We start from the raw sequence: 16630 nt of genomic DNA, 5'->3' as shown, positions 1-16630 counted from the left end.
GCGAACAGCCCTTATTAGCAGGTTTTATCGCTTCCGTTGGCGCATTTTCTGGCAAAATCAGCTGAGTCGCGGGGGCCGGGGCCATGCATCCGCGGAAGGTGGAAATGACGATGCGGGAGATGCGATCGATTGCGGGGGCGGGGCTTGCCGCGCTGCTGGCGGGCGCGCTGTGGGCGGCGGCGCCGGAGGCGCATGCCGAGACGCTGCATGCGACGCTGGCGCAGGCGCCCGCCGAAACCGCCGCCGAGCGCGGACGCGTGACCGGGCTGCCGGTGCCGCGCTATGTCAGCCTGAAGGCGGGACGCGCCAATGTGCGGCGCGGACCCGGCACCGATTTTCCGATCGACTGGGTTTACACCAAACGCGGCGTGCCGCTGGAAGTGACGGCGGAATCCGACCACTGGCGGCGCGTGCGCGACCATGAAGGCGACGGGGGCTGGATCTGGCACACGATGCTCGACGGCGCGCGCAGCGCCATCGTGACCGGCGACAGGTCCGAACCGCAGCCGCTGCACGACAAGCCCGACGAAGCGGCCGACATCGTCGCCCTGCTGGAGCCCGGCATCGTGGCGTCGGTCAGGGCGTGCAAGGCCGGCTGGTGCCGGCTCGAGGCGCGCGGCCATGGCGGCTGGATCGCGCAGGATGCGCTGTGGGGCGTCTATCCGGGCGAGGAATTCGAATAATCCGTATGCGTCTCTTCCGCCGCGCGCCCGACGCTCAGGCGAAATCCTTCGCGAGCGCTTCGCGCTCCGCCGGCGAAAGCATGGCCATGTGGTGGTAATTCTCATGTGCGACGACGGCCATGACCGGCACCGAAGGATCGCGGAACTTCGCGATCTGCGGGGCCGAAAAGCGGAAATGGACGAAGTGGACGGATGAGGTCTTGCCGTCGGCCTTGGTGCGCTCGACATCGGTTTCGGCTTCGCCGATGATGTGTTCGCCGCCGACATCGATGTAGAGGTGCTTTTCGACCCAGGTGATGGACCGCAGGAACTTGTCACGGCGGACCGGATCCTCGATCTCGAACATGACCGTGGCGACAAGCTCGTTTCCCTGCGGGATCAGCGGATTGTAGGCCGAGAGTTCGTCGGCGAGCTGTTCGTCGCCGCCCTTCTCGATGTGCAGCATTTCGTGGATCTGCTGGAACATCGTGTCGTAATTCTCGAAGTAAAAAGTCGCATGCGGGCCGACCGGGACGCGACGGTCCTTCTTCAGCGCCATGGCGGCGGCGCGCCGCGCCTTGCGCTCCTTCGCATAGGTTTCGTAAGGCAGAATATCGGCGGGGGTGATTTCTTTTTTCATTGCAGTCATCTCTCAGATCAGTCCCCAGGCGCGCGCCATGATTTCGACCGGGTGTTGCGGCGCCGGACGCTGCGGCTCGCCCATCTCATCGATCTCGTGGACGAGATGCTTGGCGGCCAGCGGGCAATCGGACGTCACATATTTGTTGCCGGTCTTGGCGACATTGCGGGCGGCGGTCTTGCCGACCTTCATCGCGGCGTCGAAGGTTTCCTTCATCACGCCGAATGTTCCTCCGTGTCCGGAGCAACGCTCGACGACATCGAGCTTGATTTCAGGAATATAGCGCAGCATCTCGGCCGATTTCGCACCCATGTTCTGGGCGCGGGCGTGGCAGGCGAGATGCGCGGTGACGCCGCCTTCGACCGGCTTCAGACCCGGTGCGAGGCCTTCCTTCTTCGCGATGTCGACGATGTATTCGTCGATGTCGAAGGTGGCGGCGGCGAGCTTCGCCACATCCTCATTGCCGGGCAGGATCAACGGCCATTCGAATTTGAACATCAGGCCGCATGACGCGGTCAGCGCGACGATGTCGTAGCCCTTGTCGATCCAGGCACCCATGTCCTTCGCGACTTTCTCCGCCTGGGCGGCCACCTTTTCGATATTGCCCTGCTCGAGAAATGGCATGCCGCAGCAGCCGGGATAGGCGACTTCCGTTTCGACGCCGTTATGCGCCAGCACAAGGCGCGCGGCCTCGCCGACGGCCGGATTGTTGTAGTTGACGAAACAGGTGGCGAAGATCGCCGCCTTGCGGCCTTTGGCCGGCGCGTCTTTCGGTGCGGCGAGACCTTGCTTGTCCTGTTTCTTCGCGCGCATCGCGAAGGTCTGCCCATGAAACTTCGGCAGCTCGGCGCGGGCGTCGATGCCGGTCACGGCTTCGAGCGCCGGCCGCGTCAGCTTGTTGCCGCGCGTCGAGCCCCAGTTCGCAACCGCTGCGACGGGTGCTGCAAGCTTGCCGTTGCGATCCGTCTGCGCAAGCTGGCCGGGCACGAAGGGATAGGCGCCTTTCCGTTTCGCTTCGGCGGCGCGGTAGCGCAGCATCAGATGCGGGAAATCGAGATTGAATTCATGCGGCGGCACGTAGGGACACTTCGTCATGAAACACATGTCGCAAAGCGTGCAGGCCTCGACGACGGGCGCGAAATCCTGCGACTTCACTTCGTCGAGTTCGCCGGTCGGGCTTTCGTCGATCAGATCGAAGAGGCGCGGGAAGCTGTCGCACAGATTGAAGCAGCGGCGGCAGCCATGACAGATGTCGAAGACGCGGCGCAGTTCGGCGTCGAGTTTTTCGAGATCGTAGAAGTCGGGATTGTGCCAGTCGAGCGGATGGCGCGTGGGGGCTTCGGTACTTCCCTCTTTCGGGCTGCTCATCGACAAGTCTCCGACGGAATGTAAACGGCAGGATGCGGGCGGCGGGAGACATGCAATCTCCCGCCGCCGGATTCATCTCTCAAAGCAGGTCAACTGCCGAGGCTGTCGAGGGCCTTCTGGAAGCGGCCGGCATGGCTCTTTTCAGCCTTGGCCAGCGTTTCGAACCAGTCGGCGATTTCGTCGAAGCCTTCGTCGCGCGCCGTGCGGGCCATGCCCGGATACATGTCGGTGTATTCATGCGTCTCGCCGGCGATGGCGGCCTTGAGGTTCTGGTCGGTGGCGCCGATGGGCTCGCCCGTCGCCGGGTCGCCGACTTCCTCGAGGAATTCGAGATGGCCATGCGCGTGGCCCGTTTCGCCTTCTGCGGTCGAGCGGAAGACGGCGGCCACGTCGTTGAAGCCTTCGACGTCGGCCTTCTGCGCGAAATAGAGGTAGCGGCGGTTGGCCTGGCTTTCGCCGGCAAACGCTTCCTTGAGATTTTCCATGGTCTTCGAACCGGAAAGCGATGGCATGTGCTCGTGCTCCTAACCCGTATGCAATTGGACCGGGACAACATGCCGGCCGGGCGGCCGGCGCTGTTGCGCCCCGTTGGGGAATAACGCCCGTCGTGACTTCGGAAAGAATCGTCCGGGGGTTGGATCAGAGACTAGGATTGCGGCGCGCCGCGGTCAACAGTCTGGAGATATTCCAAACAAACTTTTTAGTGTTTGTTTTTGCGAAGAATTCTCAAATCAGATTGTCAGCGATCCGAGCGATCCTGCAGACGGACGATCACGTCGACGCGGGCGATGTCCATGCCGTCGGGCGCCGGGGGCAATTTGCCAATGGTGACGTCGTCGCCGGCAATGTCCATCAGCGCGCCATCCTTCTCGACAAAGAAGTGATGGTGGTCGTCGATATTGGTGTCGAAATAGGTGCGGGAACTATCGACCACAACCTCGCGCAGGAGACCGGCGCCGGTGAACTGGTGCAGCGTGTTGTAGACGGTCGCCAGCGAGACGCTGACGCCGGCGCGCTGCGCCTCGTCGTGGAGGGCTTCGGCGGTCACATGGCGGTCGCCGCCGTCGAAGAGCAGGCGGCCAAGTGCAAGCCGCTGCCTGGTGGGGCGCAGCCCCGCCTCGCGCAGCTTGCCGAGCGTCTGGGCATAGGGCCGTTCCTGCATCACTCCACTGTCCTTCATTCAATGCAGTTTGTAATCGTTACAAACAATAAATAGGGGGTCCGTCACCGGTTTGTCAAGGGCGGGGCCAAGGGCTGGCGGCGGCTTGCGGGCCAGCCCCGGCCCCAAGCCTGAGGGTTTGCGCGGACCTCGCGGTGTGTTACGAAGCGGCCAAGGGAGGCGGCGAAAAGACCGCCCAGGAACGAGACCGGCCGGCGCGACGCCCGAGGGCGCCTGCAAGGCCCCAAGCGAGCGGACCCGAATGGCGGACAAGAAAGCGGCCTATTCCTACGAAGACCTGCTCGAATGCGGCCATGGCCGCCTGTTCGGACCGGGCAATGCGCAACTGCCGCTGCCGCCGATGCTGATGATCGACCGCATCACGCATATTTCCGATGAAGGCGGCGAACACGGCAAGGGCCTGATCAAGGCCGAATACGACATCAAACCGGATCTCTGGTTCTTCCCCTGCCATTTCGAAGGCGACCCGATCATGCCGGGCTGTCTCGGGCTCGACGGCGCGTGGCAGCTGCTCGGATTCTTCCTCGGCTGGATCGGCGGCAAGGGCAAGGGACGCGCGGTCGGCGTGGGCGAAGTGAAATTCTCCGCGATGGTGACGCCCGCGATCAAAAAGATCGAATACATTATCCAACTGAAGCGTGTCGTGAACCGCCGCCTCGTGGTCGGCGTCGCGGACTGCACCATTCTGGCGGATGGCGAACTGGCATTCACCATCACCGACATGAAAGTCGGGCTGCAAGCCGCGGGGCAGGCCGCCTGACGCCACGGCCACACGTGGTACGGAATTTTCGTAGTGAAAGAGAGGCTGCCATGAGGCGAGTGGTCGTCACCGGCATGGGCATCGTTTCCAGCATCGGAAACAACACCCAGGAAGTGCTTGCGTCCTTGCGCGAGGGAAAATCCGGCATCGTCAAATCCGACGTCTATGCCGAGATGGGATTTCGAAGCCAGGTGCATGGCAGCCTGAAGATCGATCTCGAACAGGCGGTCGACCGGCGGGCGCGGCGCTTCATGGGCGACGGTGCGGCCTATGCCTGCGTGGCGATGGATCAGGCGATCCGCGATGCGGGGCTTGAGGAAAGCGACATCAGCAATCCGCGCACGGGCCTCGTGGTCGGTTCGGGCGGACCTTCGACCAAGGCGATCGTTGCGGCCGCCGACATGGCGCGCAGCGAACCCGTCAAAGGTCCGAAGAAAGTCGGCCCCTTCGCGGTGCCGAAGGCAATGTCGTCGACCTGCTCGGCCAATCTCTCGACATGGTTCAAGACCAAGGGCGTCAACTACTCGATCAGCTCGGCCTGCTCGACATCGGCCAACTGCATCGGCAATGCGGCCGAACTCATTCAGTGGGGCAAGCAGGACATGATGTTCGCCGGCGGCGGCGAGGAACTCGACTGGTCGTTGTCGGTGCTGTTCGACGCGATGGGCGCGATGTCGGCGAAGCGCAACGACACGCCGGAAAAGGCCAGCCGCGCCTATGACAAGGATCGCGACGGCTTCGTGATTTCGGGCGGCGGCGGCATTCTGGTGCTGGAAGAACTCGAACACGCGAAAGCGCGCGGCGCGAAAATCTATGCCGAGATCGTCGGCTATGGCGCAACGGCGGACGGCGCCGACATGGTGGCGCCTTCGGGCGAGGGCGCGGTGCGCTGCATGAAGATGGCGCTTGAAAACGTCAAGGCGCCGGTCGACTACATCAATCCGCATGCGACATCGACGCCGGTCGGCGACATTCCCGAGATCAACGCGATCCGCGAAGTCTTCGGCGCGAAGATGCCGCCGATCAGCGCGACGAAATCGCTGACCGGCCACGCGCAGGGCGCGGCGGGCGTGCATGAGGCGATCTATACGCTGCTGATGATGCAGGGCGGCTTCGTTGCCGCCAGCGCCAATATCGACGAGATCGACCCGGCCGTGGCGGATGCCAATATCGCGCGGGAGCGCATCGACGGCGCCGACATCAATCTGGCGATTTCCAACAGCTTCGGTTTCGGCGGCACCAATGCGACGCTGGCGTTCCAGCGTCATAACGGGTGACGGTGCGGGGGCACCGGGTCTGAAGCGGAAGCAAATCGGGGAACAGGCAATTCATGCACGGGTCTGACGAAAAGCCGGGAGAACGGCGGCCGATACTGACGGGATCGCTGATGACCGGACGGCGCGGCCTGATCATGGGCGTCGCCAACGATCATTCAATCGCCTGGGGCATCGCGCGCGCGCTCGCGGCACACGGCGCCGAACTCGCCTTTACCTATCAGGGCGAAAGCTTCGGCCGGCGCGTCAAGCCGCTGGCGGAATCGGCCGGATCGAAATTGCTGCTGCCCTGCGACGTGACCGACGCCGCGAGCCTCGATGCGGCGTTCGAGACGCTCGAAAAGGAATGGGGCGTGCTCGACTTCGTCGTCCATGCAATCGCCCATTCCGACAAGAACGAACTCAAGGGCCGCTATGTCGATACGTCGCGGGAAAACTTCCTGAGGACGATGGATATTTCCTGCTTCTCGTTCACCGATGTGGCACGGCGCGCGGCAAAGCTGATGACGCGGGGCGGCTCGATGGTGACGCTGACCTATGGCGGCTCGACGCGGGTGATGCCGAACTACAATGTGATGGGCGTGGCCAAAGCCGCGCTCGAGGCGAGCGTGCGCTATCTCGCGGTCGATCTCGGGCGGCACGGCATTCGCGTCAACGCGATTTCGGCCGGCCCGATGCGGACGCTGGCGGGTTCGGCGGTTGGCGATGCACGCTTCGTGTTCAAATGGAACAAGACGCATGCGCCGATCAAGGAATCGATCGAACTCGACCATGTGGGCGGGGCAGGGCTCTATCTCCTCTCCGACCTGTCGGAACGCGTGTCGGGCGAAGTGCATCATGTCGATGGCGGCTTCAACATCATCGGCATGCCGCGGGCGGAAGAGCTGAAAGCGCAGATGGAGAGCGACGAGGGCTGAGGCTCTTATTTTCGCCGCGTCATCTCCAGCACGTTGAAGGTCGATTCGAGCGCCGGCCAGGGGAAGACGATGCGGGCGCGGCCGTCTTCGAGAAGTGCGGCGATTGCCGGCTGGTCGATCATCTGCGGATCGATGACGCCGCCCTCGGGACCGGAATAGGCGCGGATCGGACCGGAGTGACCTTCGTTCGGCGCGGCGAGCAGCACCCAGGTTTTCTCGTCGCGCGGATAGAAGAAACCGGACTGGCGCTGCGAGCCTGTCAGCTTTTCGAAAAAGAGGCGGCCCTCCTTTTCGACGATCTCGCAGCGGAACCAGCCATAGACGACGAAGCCGGCGAAGGGGCCACCCGCCTTGATGGTGCGGCAGTTCCACCGGCCCTTCAGTTTTTCGGGGTCGGCGGGGGCGAGCGTTCCTTCCATCACGCTCACAAGTTCGTTGTAGGCGCCGTGCTCCTCGCCCGCGACGCGGGATTCCATCATGCCCTGCGTGACGGCGTCTTCGTAACGCGCGAGGCGGTCGCGGTCATGCGCGGTGACATGGGCCTCCCAGCCGGACGGCGCCGCTTCGTCGGCGTAGACGGGCGCGATCCAGAAGAGAGCGGCAAAAAGGGCGGCGATGCGGCGCATGGATGTCTCCCAAAAGAAAACGGGGCCAGCCTGAGCTGACCCCGCAATCCTAACCGCATTCACGGCAAGCGTCAGTCGCGTTCGCGACGGCGGCCGCGGCCGCCACCGCCGCCTTCGCGGCGCGGCTGCTCGGCGGGTTCGTTTTCGTAGACGATCTCTTCGCCCGTCTCCTGGTTCACATGCTTCATCGACAGGCGGACCTTGCCGCGATCATCGAAGCCCAGGAGCTTGACCTTGACCTTGTCGCCTTCCTTGACGACGTCGGAGACCTGCTCGACGCGGGTCGGCGCCATCTGCGAGATGTGCACCAGCCCGTCGCGCGGACCGAAGAAGTTGACGAAGGCGCCGAAATCGACCGCCTTCACAACCGTGCCTTCGTAAATCTTGCCGACTTCCGGCTCGGCAACGATGCCCTGGATCCAGGCAATCGCCTTGCGGATCGCTTCGCCGTCGGAGGAAGCAACCTTGATCGTCCCGTCGTCGGAAATGTCGATCTTGGCGCCGGTCTTTTCGACGATCTCGCGCACCACCTTGCCGCCCGTGCCGATGACTTCACGGATCTTGTCGGTCGGCACGTTGATGACTTCGATGCGCGGCGCATGCTCGCCCATTTCGGGGCGGGCGGTGTCGAGCGCCTTCGCCATCTCGCCGAGGATATGGATGCGGCCGCCCTTCGCCTGGGCGAGCGCCTGCTTCATGATGCCTTCGGTGATGCCGGCGATCTTGATGTCCATCTGCAGCGAGGTCACGCCTTCCGCCGTGCCCGCCACCTTGAAGTCCATGTCGCCGAGATGATCCTCGTCGCCGAGAATGTCGGAGAGCACCGCGAAGCGCTCGCCTTCGAGGATCAGGCCCATGGCGATGCCCGCCACCGCCCGCTTGACCGGCACACCGGCATCCATCATCGCCAGCGACGAACCGCAAACGGTCGCCATGGAGGAGGAGCCGTTCGACTCGGTGATTTCCGAGACGAGACGGATCGTGTAGGGGAACTCGTTCTTGGGCGGCAGCACGGCGCGCAGCGCCCTCCAGGCGAGCTTGCCATGGCCGACTTCGCGGCGGCCGGTGAAGCCGACGCGGCCGGTCTCGCCGACCGAGAAGGGCGGGAAGTTGTAGTGCAGCAGGAAGTTTTCCTTGTAGGTGCCTTCCAGCGCGTCGATGAACTGTTCATCGTCGCCGGTGCCGAGCGTCGCGACCACAAGCGCCTGCGTTTCGCCGCGCGTGAAGAGCGCCGAACCGTGGGTGCGCGGCAGCAGGCCGACCTGCGAGACGATGGGGCGCACCGTTTCGAGATCGCGGCCGTCGATGCGGTTCTTGGTGTCGAGGATCGAATTGCGGACGATGTCGCTTTCGATTTCCTTGAAGACGCCGCCGATTTCCGTTTCCGGCACGGCGTTTTCGTCGTCCGGGTTGCAGAACGCGGCCTTGGCCTTGTCCTTCGCCTTCGAGATCGCTTCGTGGCGCTGGCCCTTGTCCTTGAGGCCATAGGCGGCGCGCAGGTCGCCTTCGACCAGCGAACGCACCTTGGCGACAAGCGCCGAGTTGTCCTTGACGTCGATGGCGCGGGGTTCTTTCGCGCATTTCTCGGCCAGGCGAATGATCATGTCGATCACCGGCTGGAAATGCTTGTGACCGTGCATCACGGCGCCGAGCATGATGTCCTCGGAAAGCTCTTTCGCTTCCGACTCCACCATCATCACGGCGTCCGCCGTGCCGGCGACGACGAGGTCGAGATCGCTTTCGATCATTTCGTCGATCATCGGGTTGAGCTTGTACTCACCGCCGATGTAACCGACGCGGGCAGCGGCGATGGGACCCATGAAGGGCAGACCCGAAATCGTCAACGCGGCCGACACGGCGACCATCGCGACGATGTCGGGATCGTTTTCCATGTCGTGGGAGAGCACGGTCGCGATGACCTGGGTTTCGTTCTTGAAGCCCTTGATGAAGAGCGGGCGGATCGGACGGTCGATCAGGCGGCAGACCAGCGTTTCCTTTTCGCTCGGACGGCCTTCACGCTTGAAGAAGCCGCCGGGAATCTTGCCCGCGGCATAGGTCTTTTCCTGGTAGTTGACGGTCAGGGGGAAGAAATCGAGCCCGGGCTTGGGCTTGCGGTCGCCGACAACGGTGGCCAGCACCGTCGTTTCGCCGTAGGTCGCGAGCACCGCGCCGTCGGCCTGGCGGGCGATCTTGCCCGTTTCGAGGATGAGCGGACGGCCGCCCCATTCGATTTCTTCGCGTGTAATTTCAAACATATCGGTTTCCTGTTCCGCGCCGCCGCTCATCATGCGTTCATTTCCACCATCATGCGGCGGGCGCTTTCTGTGCCGCCTTCCCGGCGGCCGGACAAACTGGATGACTGACGCGGCGTGCGCGAACCCTGCGCTACGCGAACTCGACGCAGGACCGGACGCCACGAGACAAAGGCGAAAGGTCCAGCCGCTTCACAGTCATCCGCTAACGGACGATTGTCTCTTCTCGAAGCCCCACAAAAGCACACGCCCGCCCTTCGGGTCCGGAGACCGTTCGGGCAGGCGCCGCGCCTTGCGAGACCGATGGGGCGATAAAACGCACCCCGTTACCGCCGGATCCCCAGACGGGCGATCAGCTTTTCATAACGCGCCTGATCCTTCTTCTTCACATAGTCGAGAAGGCTGCGGCGCTGGCTCACCATCTTCAACAGACCGCGACGCGAATGGTTGTCCTTCGCGTGGCCCCTGAAATGTTCGGTGAGGTTGACGATGCGCTCGGTGAGGATGGCGACTTGTACCTCGGGCGAACCCGTGTCGCCGTCCTTGCCGGCAAATTCCTTGATCAGCTCGGTCTTGCGTTCCGGCGTAATCGACATCGGTATCTCCTATGATGCGAGATTGAACACGCGCACGGGACGAAGCTCGCCTTTCTCGTATTCGGTGAGCGCCACCGGGTCTCCCCGATGGGTCGCCAGAACCGATCCGGAAAGGATGGGTGCGTCGCGTCCGCGCAACAAAACCCCCTGACCCTGTTTCAGTCGGGCCGCATCCTCGCCGCTCACGGCCAGTGCCGGGATGTCGTCCAGCGCGGTCTCAAGCGGCAGCAAATGGGCCCCAAGGTCGGGAGCGGGCGCAATATGGCCCAAGGCGCAGAGTTTATCCAGCGGAATTGCCACCGCCTCGGCAAAGGGGCCGTGGCGGGTCCGCCGGAGGGCCGAGACATGGCCGACCGTGCCCAGCGAAAGCGCCATGTCGCGGGCCAGAGACCGGACGTAAGTGCCTTTACTGCAAAGGATTTCGAGCTCCGCATGGTCCGCATCGGGGAGGCCCAGCAGGCGGATTTCGTGGATCGTGACCGGCCGGGGCTTCATTTCGACCGTCTCGCCGGCCCGGGCCCGCGCATAGGCCCGCTCGCCATCGATCTTGATGGCCGAGAAGGCCGGCGGGACCTGCTCGATCGGGCCGGTGAAGCGGGGGAGCAGGGCCTCGATTTCGGCGGCGGAGGGGCGGAGGGGGCTTGTCGACGTGACCTCGCCCTCGGCGTCGTCGGTGGCGGTCGCCTGGCCGAAGCGGATCGTGAAGCGGTAGCCCTTGGCGGCGTCGATGATGAAGGGAACGGTTTTCGTCGCCTCGCCGAGCGCCACCGGCAGGATGCCGGTCGCCAGCGGATCGAGGGTCCCGGCGTGACCGGCCTTGCGCGCATTGAAGAGGCGGCGGACGCGATTGACGACATCGGAGGAGGTCGGGCCGGACGGCTTGTCGACGATCACCCAGCCCGTCACCGCCTCGCCCGATTTGCGGCGGGACATTGCGCTCAATCCTCTTCTTCGGACTTCGAGAGATCGCGCGCGACAGGACCTTCTGTGTCGTGCGCGAGATCGCGCGCGACGGGTGGCGAGTGCAGCAGGCGCTCGATCTCGCTGGCCTTGTCGTAGGAGGTGTCGGGCTCGAAGGTGAGGTCGGGCATGAACTTGAAGGTGACCTCGCGCGAGAGCTGGCCGCGCAGATAAGCGCGCACGCGCGTCAGCGCGGCGGCGAGCGCGGCGGCATCGCCCGCCCCGAGCGGCGCGACGAAGCATGTCGCATGACGCAGGTCGGGGCTCATGCGCACCTCGGTGACCGAAAATGTGCGCTCGATCAATTCGGGATCGCGGATCGTGCCGCGCGCGACGATGTCGGCAAGGGCGCGGCGCACCAGCTCGCCGGCACGCAACTGGCGCTGGCTCGGACCTTTCGAGGCGTGCGTATGTTTTCTGGCCATGACGGCGTCTTTCCGTTGCGCCGGCAGCCGCGCCGGGGCGGGTGGCGGCCTCGCGCGTTATGCGAGGCTGCGCTTCACCACCTCGACATCGAAACATTCGATGACGTCGCCCTTGCGCATGTCCTGATAATTCTCGAAGGCCATGCCGCATTCCTGACCGGACTGCACTTCCTTCACTTCATCCTTGAAGCGCTTCAGGGTCGAGAGCTTGCCTTCATGCACGACAACGTCGTCGCGGATCAGGCGGACGCTGGAACCGCGGCGCACCACGCCCTCGGTGACGCGGCAGCCCGCAACCTTGCCGGTCTTGGAAATGTTGAAGATTTCCAGGATTTCGGCATTGCCGAGGAAGGTTTCGCGCAGTTCCGGCGAGAGCATGCCCGAAAGCGCCGCCTTGATGTCGTCGACGAGATCGTAGATGACCGAATAATACCGAATCTCGACACCCGCCTGCCGCGCCGCTTCGCGCGCCTGCGCGTTGGCGCGAACGTTGAAGCCGATGACGGGCGCGCCCGAGGCGGTGGCCAGCGTGATGTCGCTTTCGGTGACGCCGCCGGCGCCTACATGGATGACGCGCGCGGTGACTTCATCGGTGCCGAGTTTCTCGAGCGCCTGAACGATCGCTTCGGCCGAACCCTGCACGTCGGCCTTGACGACGATGGGGAGCTCTTTCTTGTCCTGCTCTTTCAGTTGCGAGAGCATCTGGTCGAGCGAGGTGCGGCCGCCGGTGCCGACGCGCTTGTCGCGCTGCACGCGCTGGCGATATTCGGTGACTTCGCGGGCGCGCGTCTCGCTTTCGACGACGCTCATCACGTCGCCGGCTTCCGGCGCGCCGCCAAGACCCAGAACCTCGACGGGTTCGGACGGTCCGGCGCTCATCACGTTTTCGCCGCGATCGTTGATCAGCGCGCGCACGCGGCCCCATTCGGCGCCGGCCACGATGATGTCGCCGACGCGCAGCGTGCCGCGCTGCACCAGCACGGTGCCGACAGGCCCGCGGCCGCGATCGAGCTTCGCCTCGACGATGATGCCTTCGGCGGCGCGATCGGGATTGGCGCGGATGTCGAGCAGTTCGGCCTGCAGCAGGATCGTTTCCTCGAGCTTGTCGAGGCCCATGCCCGTCTTCGCCGAGATCGGAACTGCGAGCACGTCGCCGCCGAAATCCTCGACGACGATTTCGTGCTGCAGCAGTTCGTTCTTGACGCGCGCCGGGTCTGCTTCGGGCTTGTCCATCTTGTTGATGGCGACGATGACCGGCACGCTGGCGGCCTTCGCATGATTGATGGCTTCGATCGTCTGCGGCATCACGCCGTCGTCGGCGGCAACGACCAGCACGACGATGTCGGTGACTTTCGCGCCGCGGGCGCGCATTGAGGTGAAGGCCGCGTGGCCCGGCGTGTCGAGGAAGGTGATGCGGGCGCCGGAGCTCAGGTTCACCTGATAGGCGCCGATATGCTGCGTGATGCCGCCGGCTTCGCCGGCCGCGACGTCGGTCTTGCGCAGCGCGTCGAGCAGCGAGGTCTTGCCGTGGTCGACATGGCCCATGACGGTGACGACGGGGGCGCGCGGCTTCTTCGTCTCGGTCGTGTCGTCCTCGCCGACAAGGCCTTCCTCGACGTCGGATTCCGCGACGCGCTTGACCGAATGGCCGAGTTCCTCGGCGACGAGCTGGGCGGTGTCGCTGTCGATCACGTCGGTGATCTTCAGCATGATGCCCTGCTTCATCAGGATCTTCATCACATCGACCGCGCGTTCCGCCATGCGGTTCGCCAGTTCCTGAATCGTGATGATTTCGGGGATGACGACTTCGCGGATGATTTTCTGCGGGGCTTCCTGAATGCCCATGTGCTTCTTGCGCTCGCGCTCGACGCGGCGGCGCATCGAGGCGAGCGAACGCTGGCGTTCGCCTTCATCGTCGAAAGCCTTGGTGATGGTCAGCTTGCCGCGGCGGCGCTCTTCGGTGCGGCGGGCAACCGGCGGCTTGGCGGGCGTGTGGCCCGCGCCGCGCTTCGGCTTCTCGTCGTCGTCGCCTTCGTCGGCCTTCAGGTCCTTCGTCGCAACGCGGCCGGCAGGCGCATCGGTGTCGAGGCGGCGCTTGGCTTCGTCGGCGGCGCGCGAACGCGTCGTCTGTTCGGCGGCGAGACGCGCGGCTTCCTCGGTGGCGCGCGCGGCGGCCTCCGTGCGCTCGCGCTCGCGGCGCGCATCTTCATCGGCGAAACGGCGCGCTTCTTCCTCGGCGCGGCGGCGGTCTTCGCCTTCGCGTTCGCGAGCGCTGTCGAGGGCAAGCGCGCGGGCCTGTTTTTCTTCTTCCGTCAGCGTGCGCAGCACGACGCCCGAGCGGGCGCGGCTCGCCGGCTTTTCCTTTGCGGCAGGCGCCGCGGCGGCGGGAGCGGCGGCAGGCGCCTCGGCCTTCTTTTTTGCCGGCTTCGGCGCTTCGGCTTCGACGGCGGCCGGCGCCGGCTCTTCCGCCGCTTTTGCGGCAGCCGGAGCCTTTTTCGCCTTTGCCGGTTCTTCGGCGGCAGCCGCGCCGGTTTTCAGCGTGCGGCTCTTCTTTTTCTCGACGACAACCGTCTTGGTGCGGCCATGCGAAAAATTCTGGCGCACATGGCCGGACTCGACCGTCCGCTTCAGGCTCAGCGTCTTGCCGCCTGTTTTCGGTTTGCGTTCGCTCGTATCGGCCTGATCGGTCATTCCGGTCCTTCGGTTACCCGTTCGCCCGCCGGGCCCTGAAAGCCCGCACGGGTATTTTCCGGGCGGTCCTTCCGCCCATAGCGCTCCAGCCTGGCGAGATCCGCCACGACTTTCGCCTGCATGCCTCCCTGGATCAGGGCTGCATGTATCACATTTCCGCGGCCCAATGCCAAACCCATTTCGTCCGCCCAGAGGGGGCTCAAAACGGGCACATCGGCCAGAATCTCCAGCTCTTTGGCCACCCGGAGGCGCTGTTCGAGCTTGCGGCGGCCATCCGTGGCGCCGTCGCGGGCCTCGATCAGGCAGACGATCCGGCCCTTCTCGATGGCCGTCGTCACCTTCTCGAAACCGGTGACCAGCGCGCCTGCCTTGCGCGCCAGTCCGAGCGCATCGGCAGCGCGGCGCGCCAGCAGATGCTCGACGAGATCGGCGAGGCCTTCATCGGCCTTCGCCGGCGCCCTGGCGGCACGCGAGAAATGGCCCTTGGCCACCGCCTTTGCAACCGCGTCACGGCTCGCCCGGACCCAGAGCCCGCGACCCGGAAGCCGGCCGGCCAGATCCGGCACCACGCGGCTTTCGAGATCGAGCACGAAACGGATCAGATCCGCCTTCGTGCCGCTTTCGCCGGTGACAATGCAGCGGCGCTCGGTCTCGTCTTCCTCTTTATGCCTCTTCACCGACCTCGCCCGCTTCCTCGTCCGGTTCTTCGGCGGGCGCGAGATCGGCCTCGGTGATCCAGCCGGCGCGCAGACGCGCCTGCATGATCATGTCGTTGGCTTCCTCCGACGAGACATCGAAGTCTTCCAGAATGCCCTTCTGGTGCTTTCGCTCGCCATTGACCGTTTCGTTCCAGCCGATCAGGTCGTCGGTCGCGCAGCCCGCGAGATCCTCGACCGTCTTGATTTCGTTCTCGCCGAAGGCCACCAGCATTTTCGGCGTGATGCCCGGCACTTCGCCCACTTCGTCCGCGACGCCGAGCGCGCGGCGCTTCTCGTCGAACTCCGCGTTCTGGCGTTCGATATATTCCAGCGCACGGTTCTGGATTTCCTGCGCGGTGTCCTCGTCGAAACCTTCGATGCTGGCGATTTCGTCGAGATCGACATAGGCGACCTCTTCCACCGAGGCGAAACCTTCGGAAGCCAGAAGCTGGGCGATCATCTCGTCGACATCAAGCGCTTCGGCGAAGGTGGCGCTGCGCGACTGGAATTCGGCCTGGCGGCGTTCGCTTTCCTCGGCTTCCGTCAGGATGTCGATGTCCCAGCCGGTAAGCTGCGAGGCGAGACGCACATTCTGGCCGCGGCGGCCGATGGCGAGCGACAACTGATCGTCCGGCACGACGACTTCGATGCGCTGCGCATCTTCGTCGAGCACGACCTTGGCGACTTCGGCCGGCGCGAGCCCGTTGACGATGAAGGTGGCGGCGTCGGGCGACCACTGGATGATGTCGATCTTTTCGCCCTGCAACTCGTTCACCACCGCCTGGACGCGGCTGCCGCGCATGCCGACGCAGGCGCCGACGGGATCGATGGAACTGTCGTTGGACAGCACCGCGATCTTGGCGCGGCTGCCCGGATCGCGCGCCACCGCCTTGATTTCGATGATGCCGTCGTAAATCTCCGGCACTTCCTGCGCGAAGAGCTTGGCCATGAATTGCGGATGGGAGCGCGACAGGAAAATCTGCGGACCGCGCTGTTCGCGGCGCACGTCGTAAATATAGGCGCGCACACGGTCGCCGTTGCGGAAGGTTTCGCGCGGCAGCAATTCGTCGCGGCGCACGATGGCTTCGCCTCGACCGAGATCGACGATGACGTTGCCGTATTCGACGCGCTTGACGATGCCGTTGATGATCTCGCCGATGCGGTCGCGATATTCGTCGTATTGACGCTCGCGCTCGGCGTCGCGCACCTTCTGCACGATGACCTGCTTGGCAGTCTGCGCGGCGATGCGGCCGAAATCGACCGGCGGCAATTCGTCCTCGATCAGGTCGCCGAGCTGGGCGGCCGGATTGCGCTTCTGCGCCGACTTGATGTCGATCTGGATGGCGTCGTTGTCGACCGCTTCGACGACTTCGAGCAGGCGCACCAGGCGGATCTCGCCGGTTGTCGGATTGATGCGGGCGCGGATTTCGTTTTCGGCGCCGTAGCGGGAGCGCGCGGCTTTCTGGATCGCCTCCGCCATCGCCTCGATGACGACTTCGCGGTCGATCGACTTCTCGCGTGCGACCGCATCCGCGATCTGCAACAGTTCAAGCCGGTTGGCGCTAACTGCCGTTGCCATTC

General features: G+C 64.6%; 16 protein-coding genes. 4 read left to right on the top strand and 12 right to left on the bottom strand.

Going from position 1 to position 16630, the window contains the following annotated elements; translation table 11 throughout:
• The first annotated feature begins 110 nt into the window (after window positions 1-110).
• A complete protein-coding gene (locus KF719_RS10630; RefSeq protein WP_293508690.1) occupies window positions 111-683 on the top strand; it encodes an SH3 domain-containing protein in 573 nt (190 codons plus the stop codon).
• A 34-nt stretch (window positions 684-717) separates the two neighbouring features.
• On the opposite strand, the gene KF719_RS10625 is transcribed toward KF719_RS10630, so the two are convergent.
• The 4 genes from KF719_RS10625 to irrA all read right to left on the bottom strand — a co-directional run bounded on the left by KF719_RS10625 (window position 718) and on the right by irrA (window position 3850).
• Window positions 718-1302 (bottom strand): DUF3501 family protein, encoded by a 585-nt coding sequence (locus KF719_RS10625; protein ID WP_293508689.1) that lies wholly within the window; start codon window positions 1300-1302, stop codon window positions 718-720.
• 12 nt (window positions 1303-1314) lie between these two features.
• On the bottom strand, window positions 1315-2670 hold the full coding sequence (locus KF719_RS10620) for a heterodisulfide reductase-related iron-sulfur binding cluster (RefSeq protein WP_293508688.1): 1356 nt from the start codon (window positions 2668-2670) through the stop codon (window positions 1315-1317).
• Window positions 2671-2759: 89 nt separating this feature from the next.
• Window positions 2760-3182 carry a rubrerythrin family protein gene (locus KF719_RS10615; RefSeq protein ID WP_293508687.1) on the bottom strand — a complete coding sequence of 141 codons (423 nt, stop codon included), beginning with the start codon at window positions 3180-3182 and terminating at the stop codon, window positions 2760-2762.
• A gap of 227 nt (window positions 3183-3409) precedes the next feature.
• Window positions 3410-3850 carry an iron response transcriptional regulator IrrA gene (gene irrA / locus KF719_RS10610; RefSeq protein WP_293508686.1) on the bottom strand — a complete coding sequence of 147 codons (441 nt, stop codon included), beginning with the start codon at window positions 3848-3850 and terminating at the stop codon, window positions 3410-3412.
• Window positions 3851-4091: 241 nt separating this feature from the next.
• Between irrA and fabA the strand changes: the two genes are divergently transcribed.
• The 3 genes from fabA (at window position 4092) to fabI (ending at window position 6801) form a co-directional block, all read left to right on the top strand.
• Entirely contained in the window at window positions 4092-4610 is a 519-nt protein-coding gene (gene fabA / locus KF719_RS10605) for a 3-hydroxyacyl-[acyl-carrier-protein] dehydratase FabA (protein ID WP_293508685.1), read from the top strand.
• A gap of 50 nt (window positions 4611-4660) precedes the next feature.
• On the top strand, window positions 4661-5887 hold the full coding sequence (fabB, locus tag KF719_RS10600; RefSeq protein WP_293508684.1) for a beta-ketoacyl-ACP synthase I: 1227 nt from the start codon (window positions 4661-4663) through the stop codon (window positions 5885-5887).
• Window positions 5888-5997: 110 nt separating this feature from the next.
• Window positions 5998-6801: an enoyl-ACP reductase FabI gene (gene fabI, locus KF719_RS10595; RefSeq protein ID WP_293508683.1), complete on the top strand. Its 804-nt coding sequence runs from the start codon at window positions 5998-6000 to the stop codon at window positions 6799-6801.
• Between the two features lie 5 nt (window positions 6802-6806).
• On the opposite strand, the gene KF719_RS10590 is transcribed toward fabI, so the two are convergent.
• From KF719_RS10590 to nusA, 8 genes are all read right to left on the bottom strand, one after another.
• Complete coding sequence (locus KF719_RS10590; protein ID WP_293508682.1) at window positions 6807-7427, bottom strand: DUF4893 domain-containing protein; 621 nt, start codon at window positions 7425-7427, stop codon at window positions 6807-6809.
• A gap of 71 nt (window positions 7428-7498) precedes the next feature.
• Complete coding sequence (gene pnp / locus KF719_RS10585; protein ID WP_293508681.1) at window positions 7499-9682, bottom strand: polyribonucleotide nucleotidyltransferase; 2184 nt, start codon at window positions 9680-9682, stop codon at window positions 7499-7501.
• Between the two features lie 323 nt (window positions 9683-10005).
• On the bottom strand, window positions 10006-10275 hold the full coding sequence (rpsO, locus tag KF719_RS10580) for a 30S ribosomal protein S15 (protein WP_293508680.1): 270 nt from the start codon (window positions 10273-10275) through the stop codon (window positions 10006-10008).
• 9 nt (window positions 10276-10284) lie between these two features.
• Window positions 10285-11208, bottom strand: coding sequence for a tRNA pseudouridine(55) synthase TruB (gene truB, locus KF719_RS10575; RefSeq protein WP_293508679.1), 924 nt, complete (start codon window positions 11206-11208; stop codon window positions 10285-10287).
• A gap of 5 nt (window positions 11209-11213) precedes the next feature.
• Complete coding sequence (gene rbfA, locus KF719_RS10570) at window positions 11214-11660, bottom strand: 30S ribosome-binding factor RbfA (RefSeq protein ID WP_293508678.1); 447 nt, start codon at window positions 11658-11660, stop codon at window positions 11214-11216.
• A 57-nt stretch (window positions 11661-11717) separates the two neighbouring features.
• Window positions 11718-14351, bottom strand: a complete 2634-nt coding sequence (gene infB / locus KF719_RS10565; RefSeq protein ID WP_293508677.1) for a translation initiation factor IF-2 — start codon at window positions 14349-14351, stop codon at window positions 11718-11720.
• Window positions 14348-15028, bottom strand: coding sequence for an RNA-binding protein (locus KF719_RS10560; RefSeq protein WP_293508676.1), 681 nt, complete (start codon window positions 15026-15028; stop codon window positions 14348-14350). Before KF719_RS10560 ends, infB begins: the two co-directional genes overlap by 4 nt.
• Complete coding sequence (nusA, locus tag KF719_RS10555; RefSeq protein ID WP_293508675.1) at window positions 15015-16628, bottom strand: transcription termination factor NusA; 1614 nt, start codon at window positions 16626-16628, stop codon at window positions 15015-15017. Before nusA ends, KF719_RS10560 begins: the two co-directional genes overlap by 14 nt.
• Window positions 16629-16630 lie beyond the last annotated feature (2 nt).

This window comes from Parvibaculum sp. (assembly GCF_019635935.1).
Classification (GTDB): domain Bacteria; phylum Pseudomonadota; class Alphaproteobacteria; order Parvibaculales; family Parvibaculaceae; genus Parvibaculum.
The sequence above is the reverse complement of the archived record's forward strand: the minus strand, read 5'-3'. Positions and strand labels throughout refer to the sequence as shown.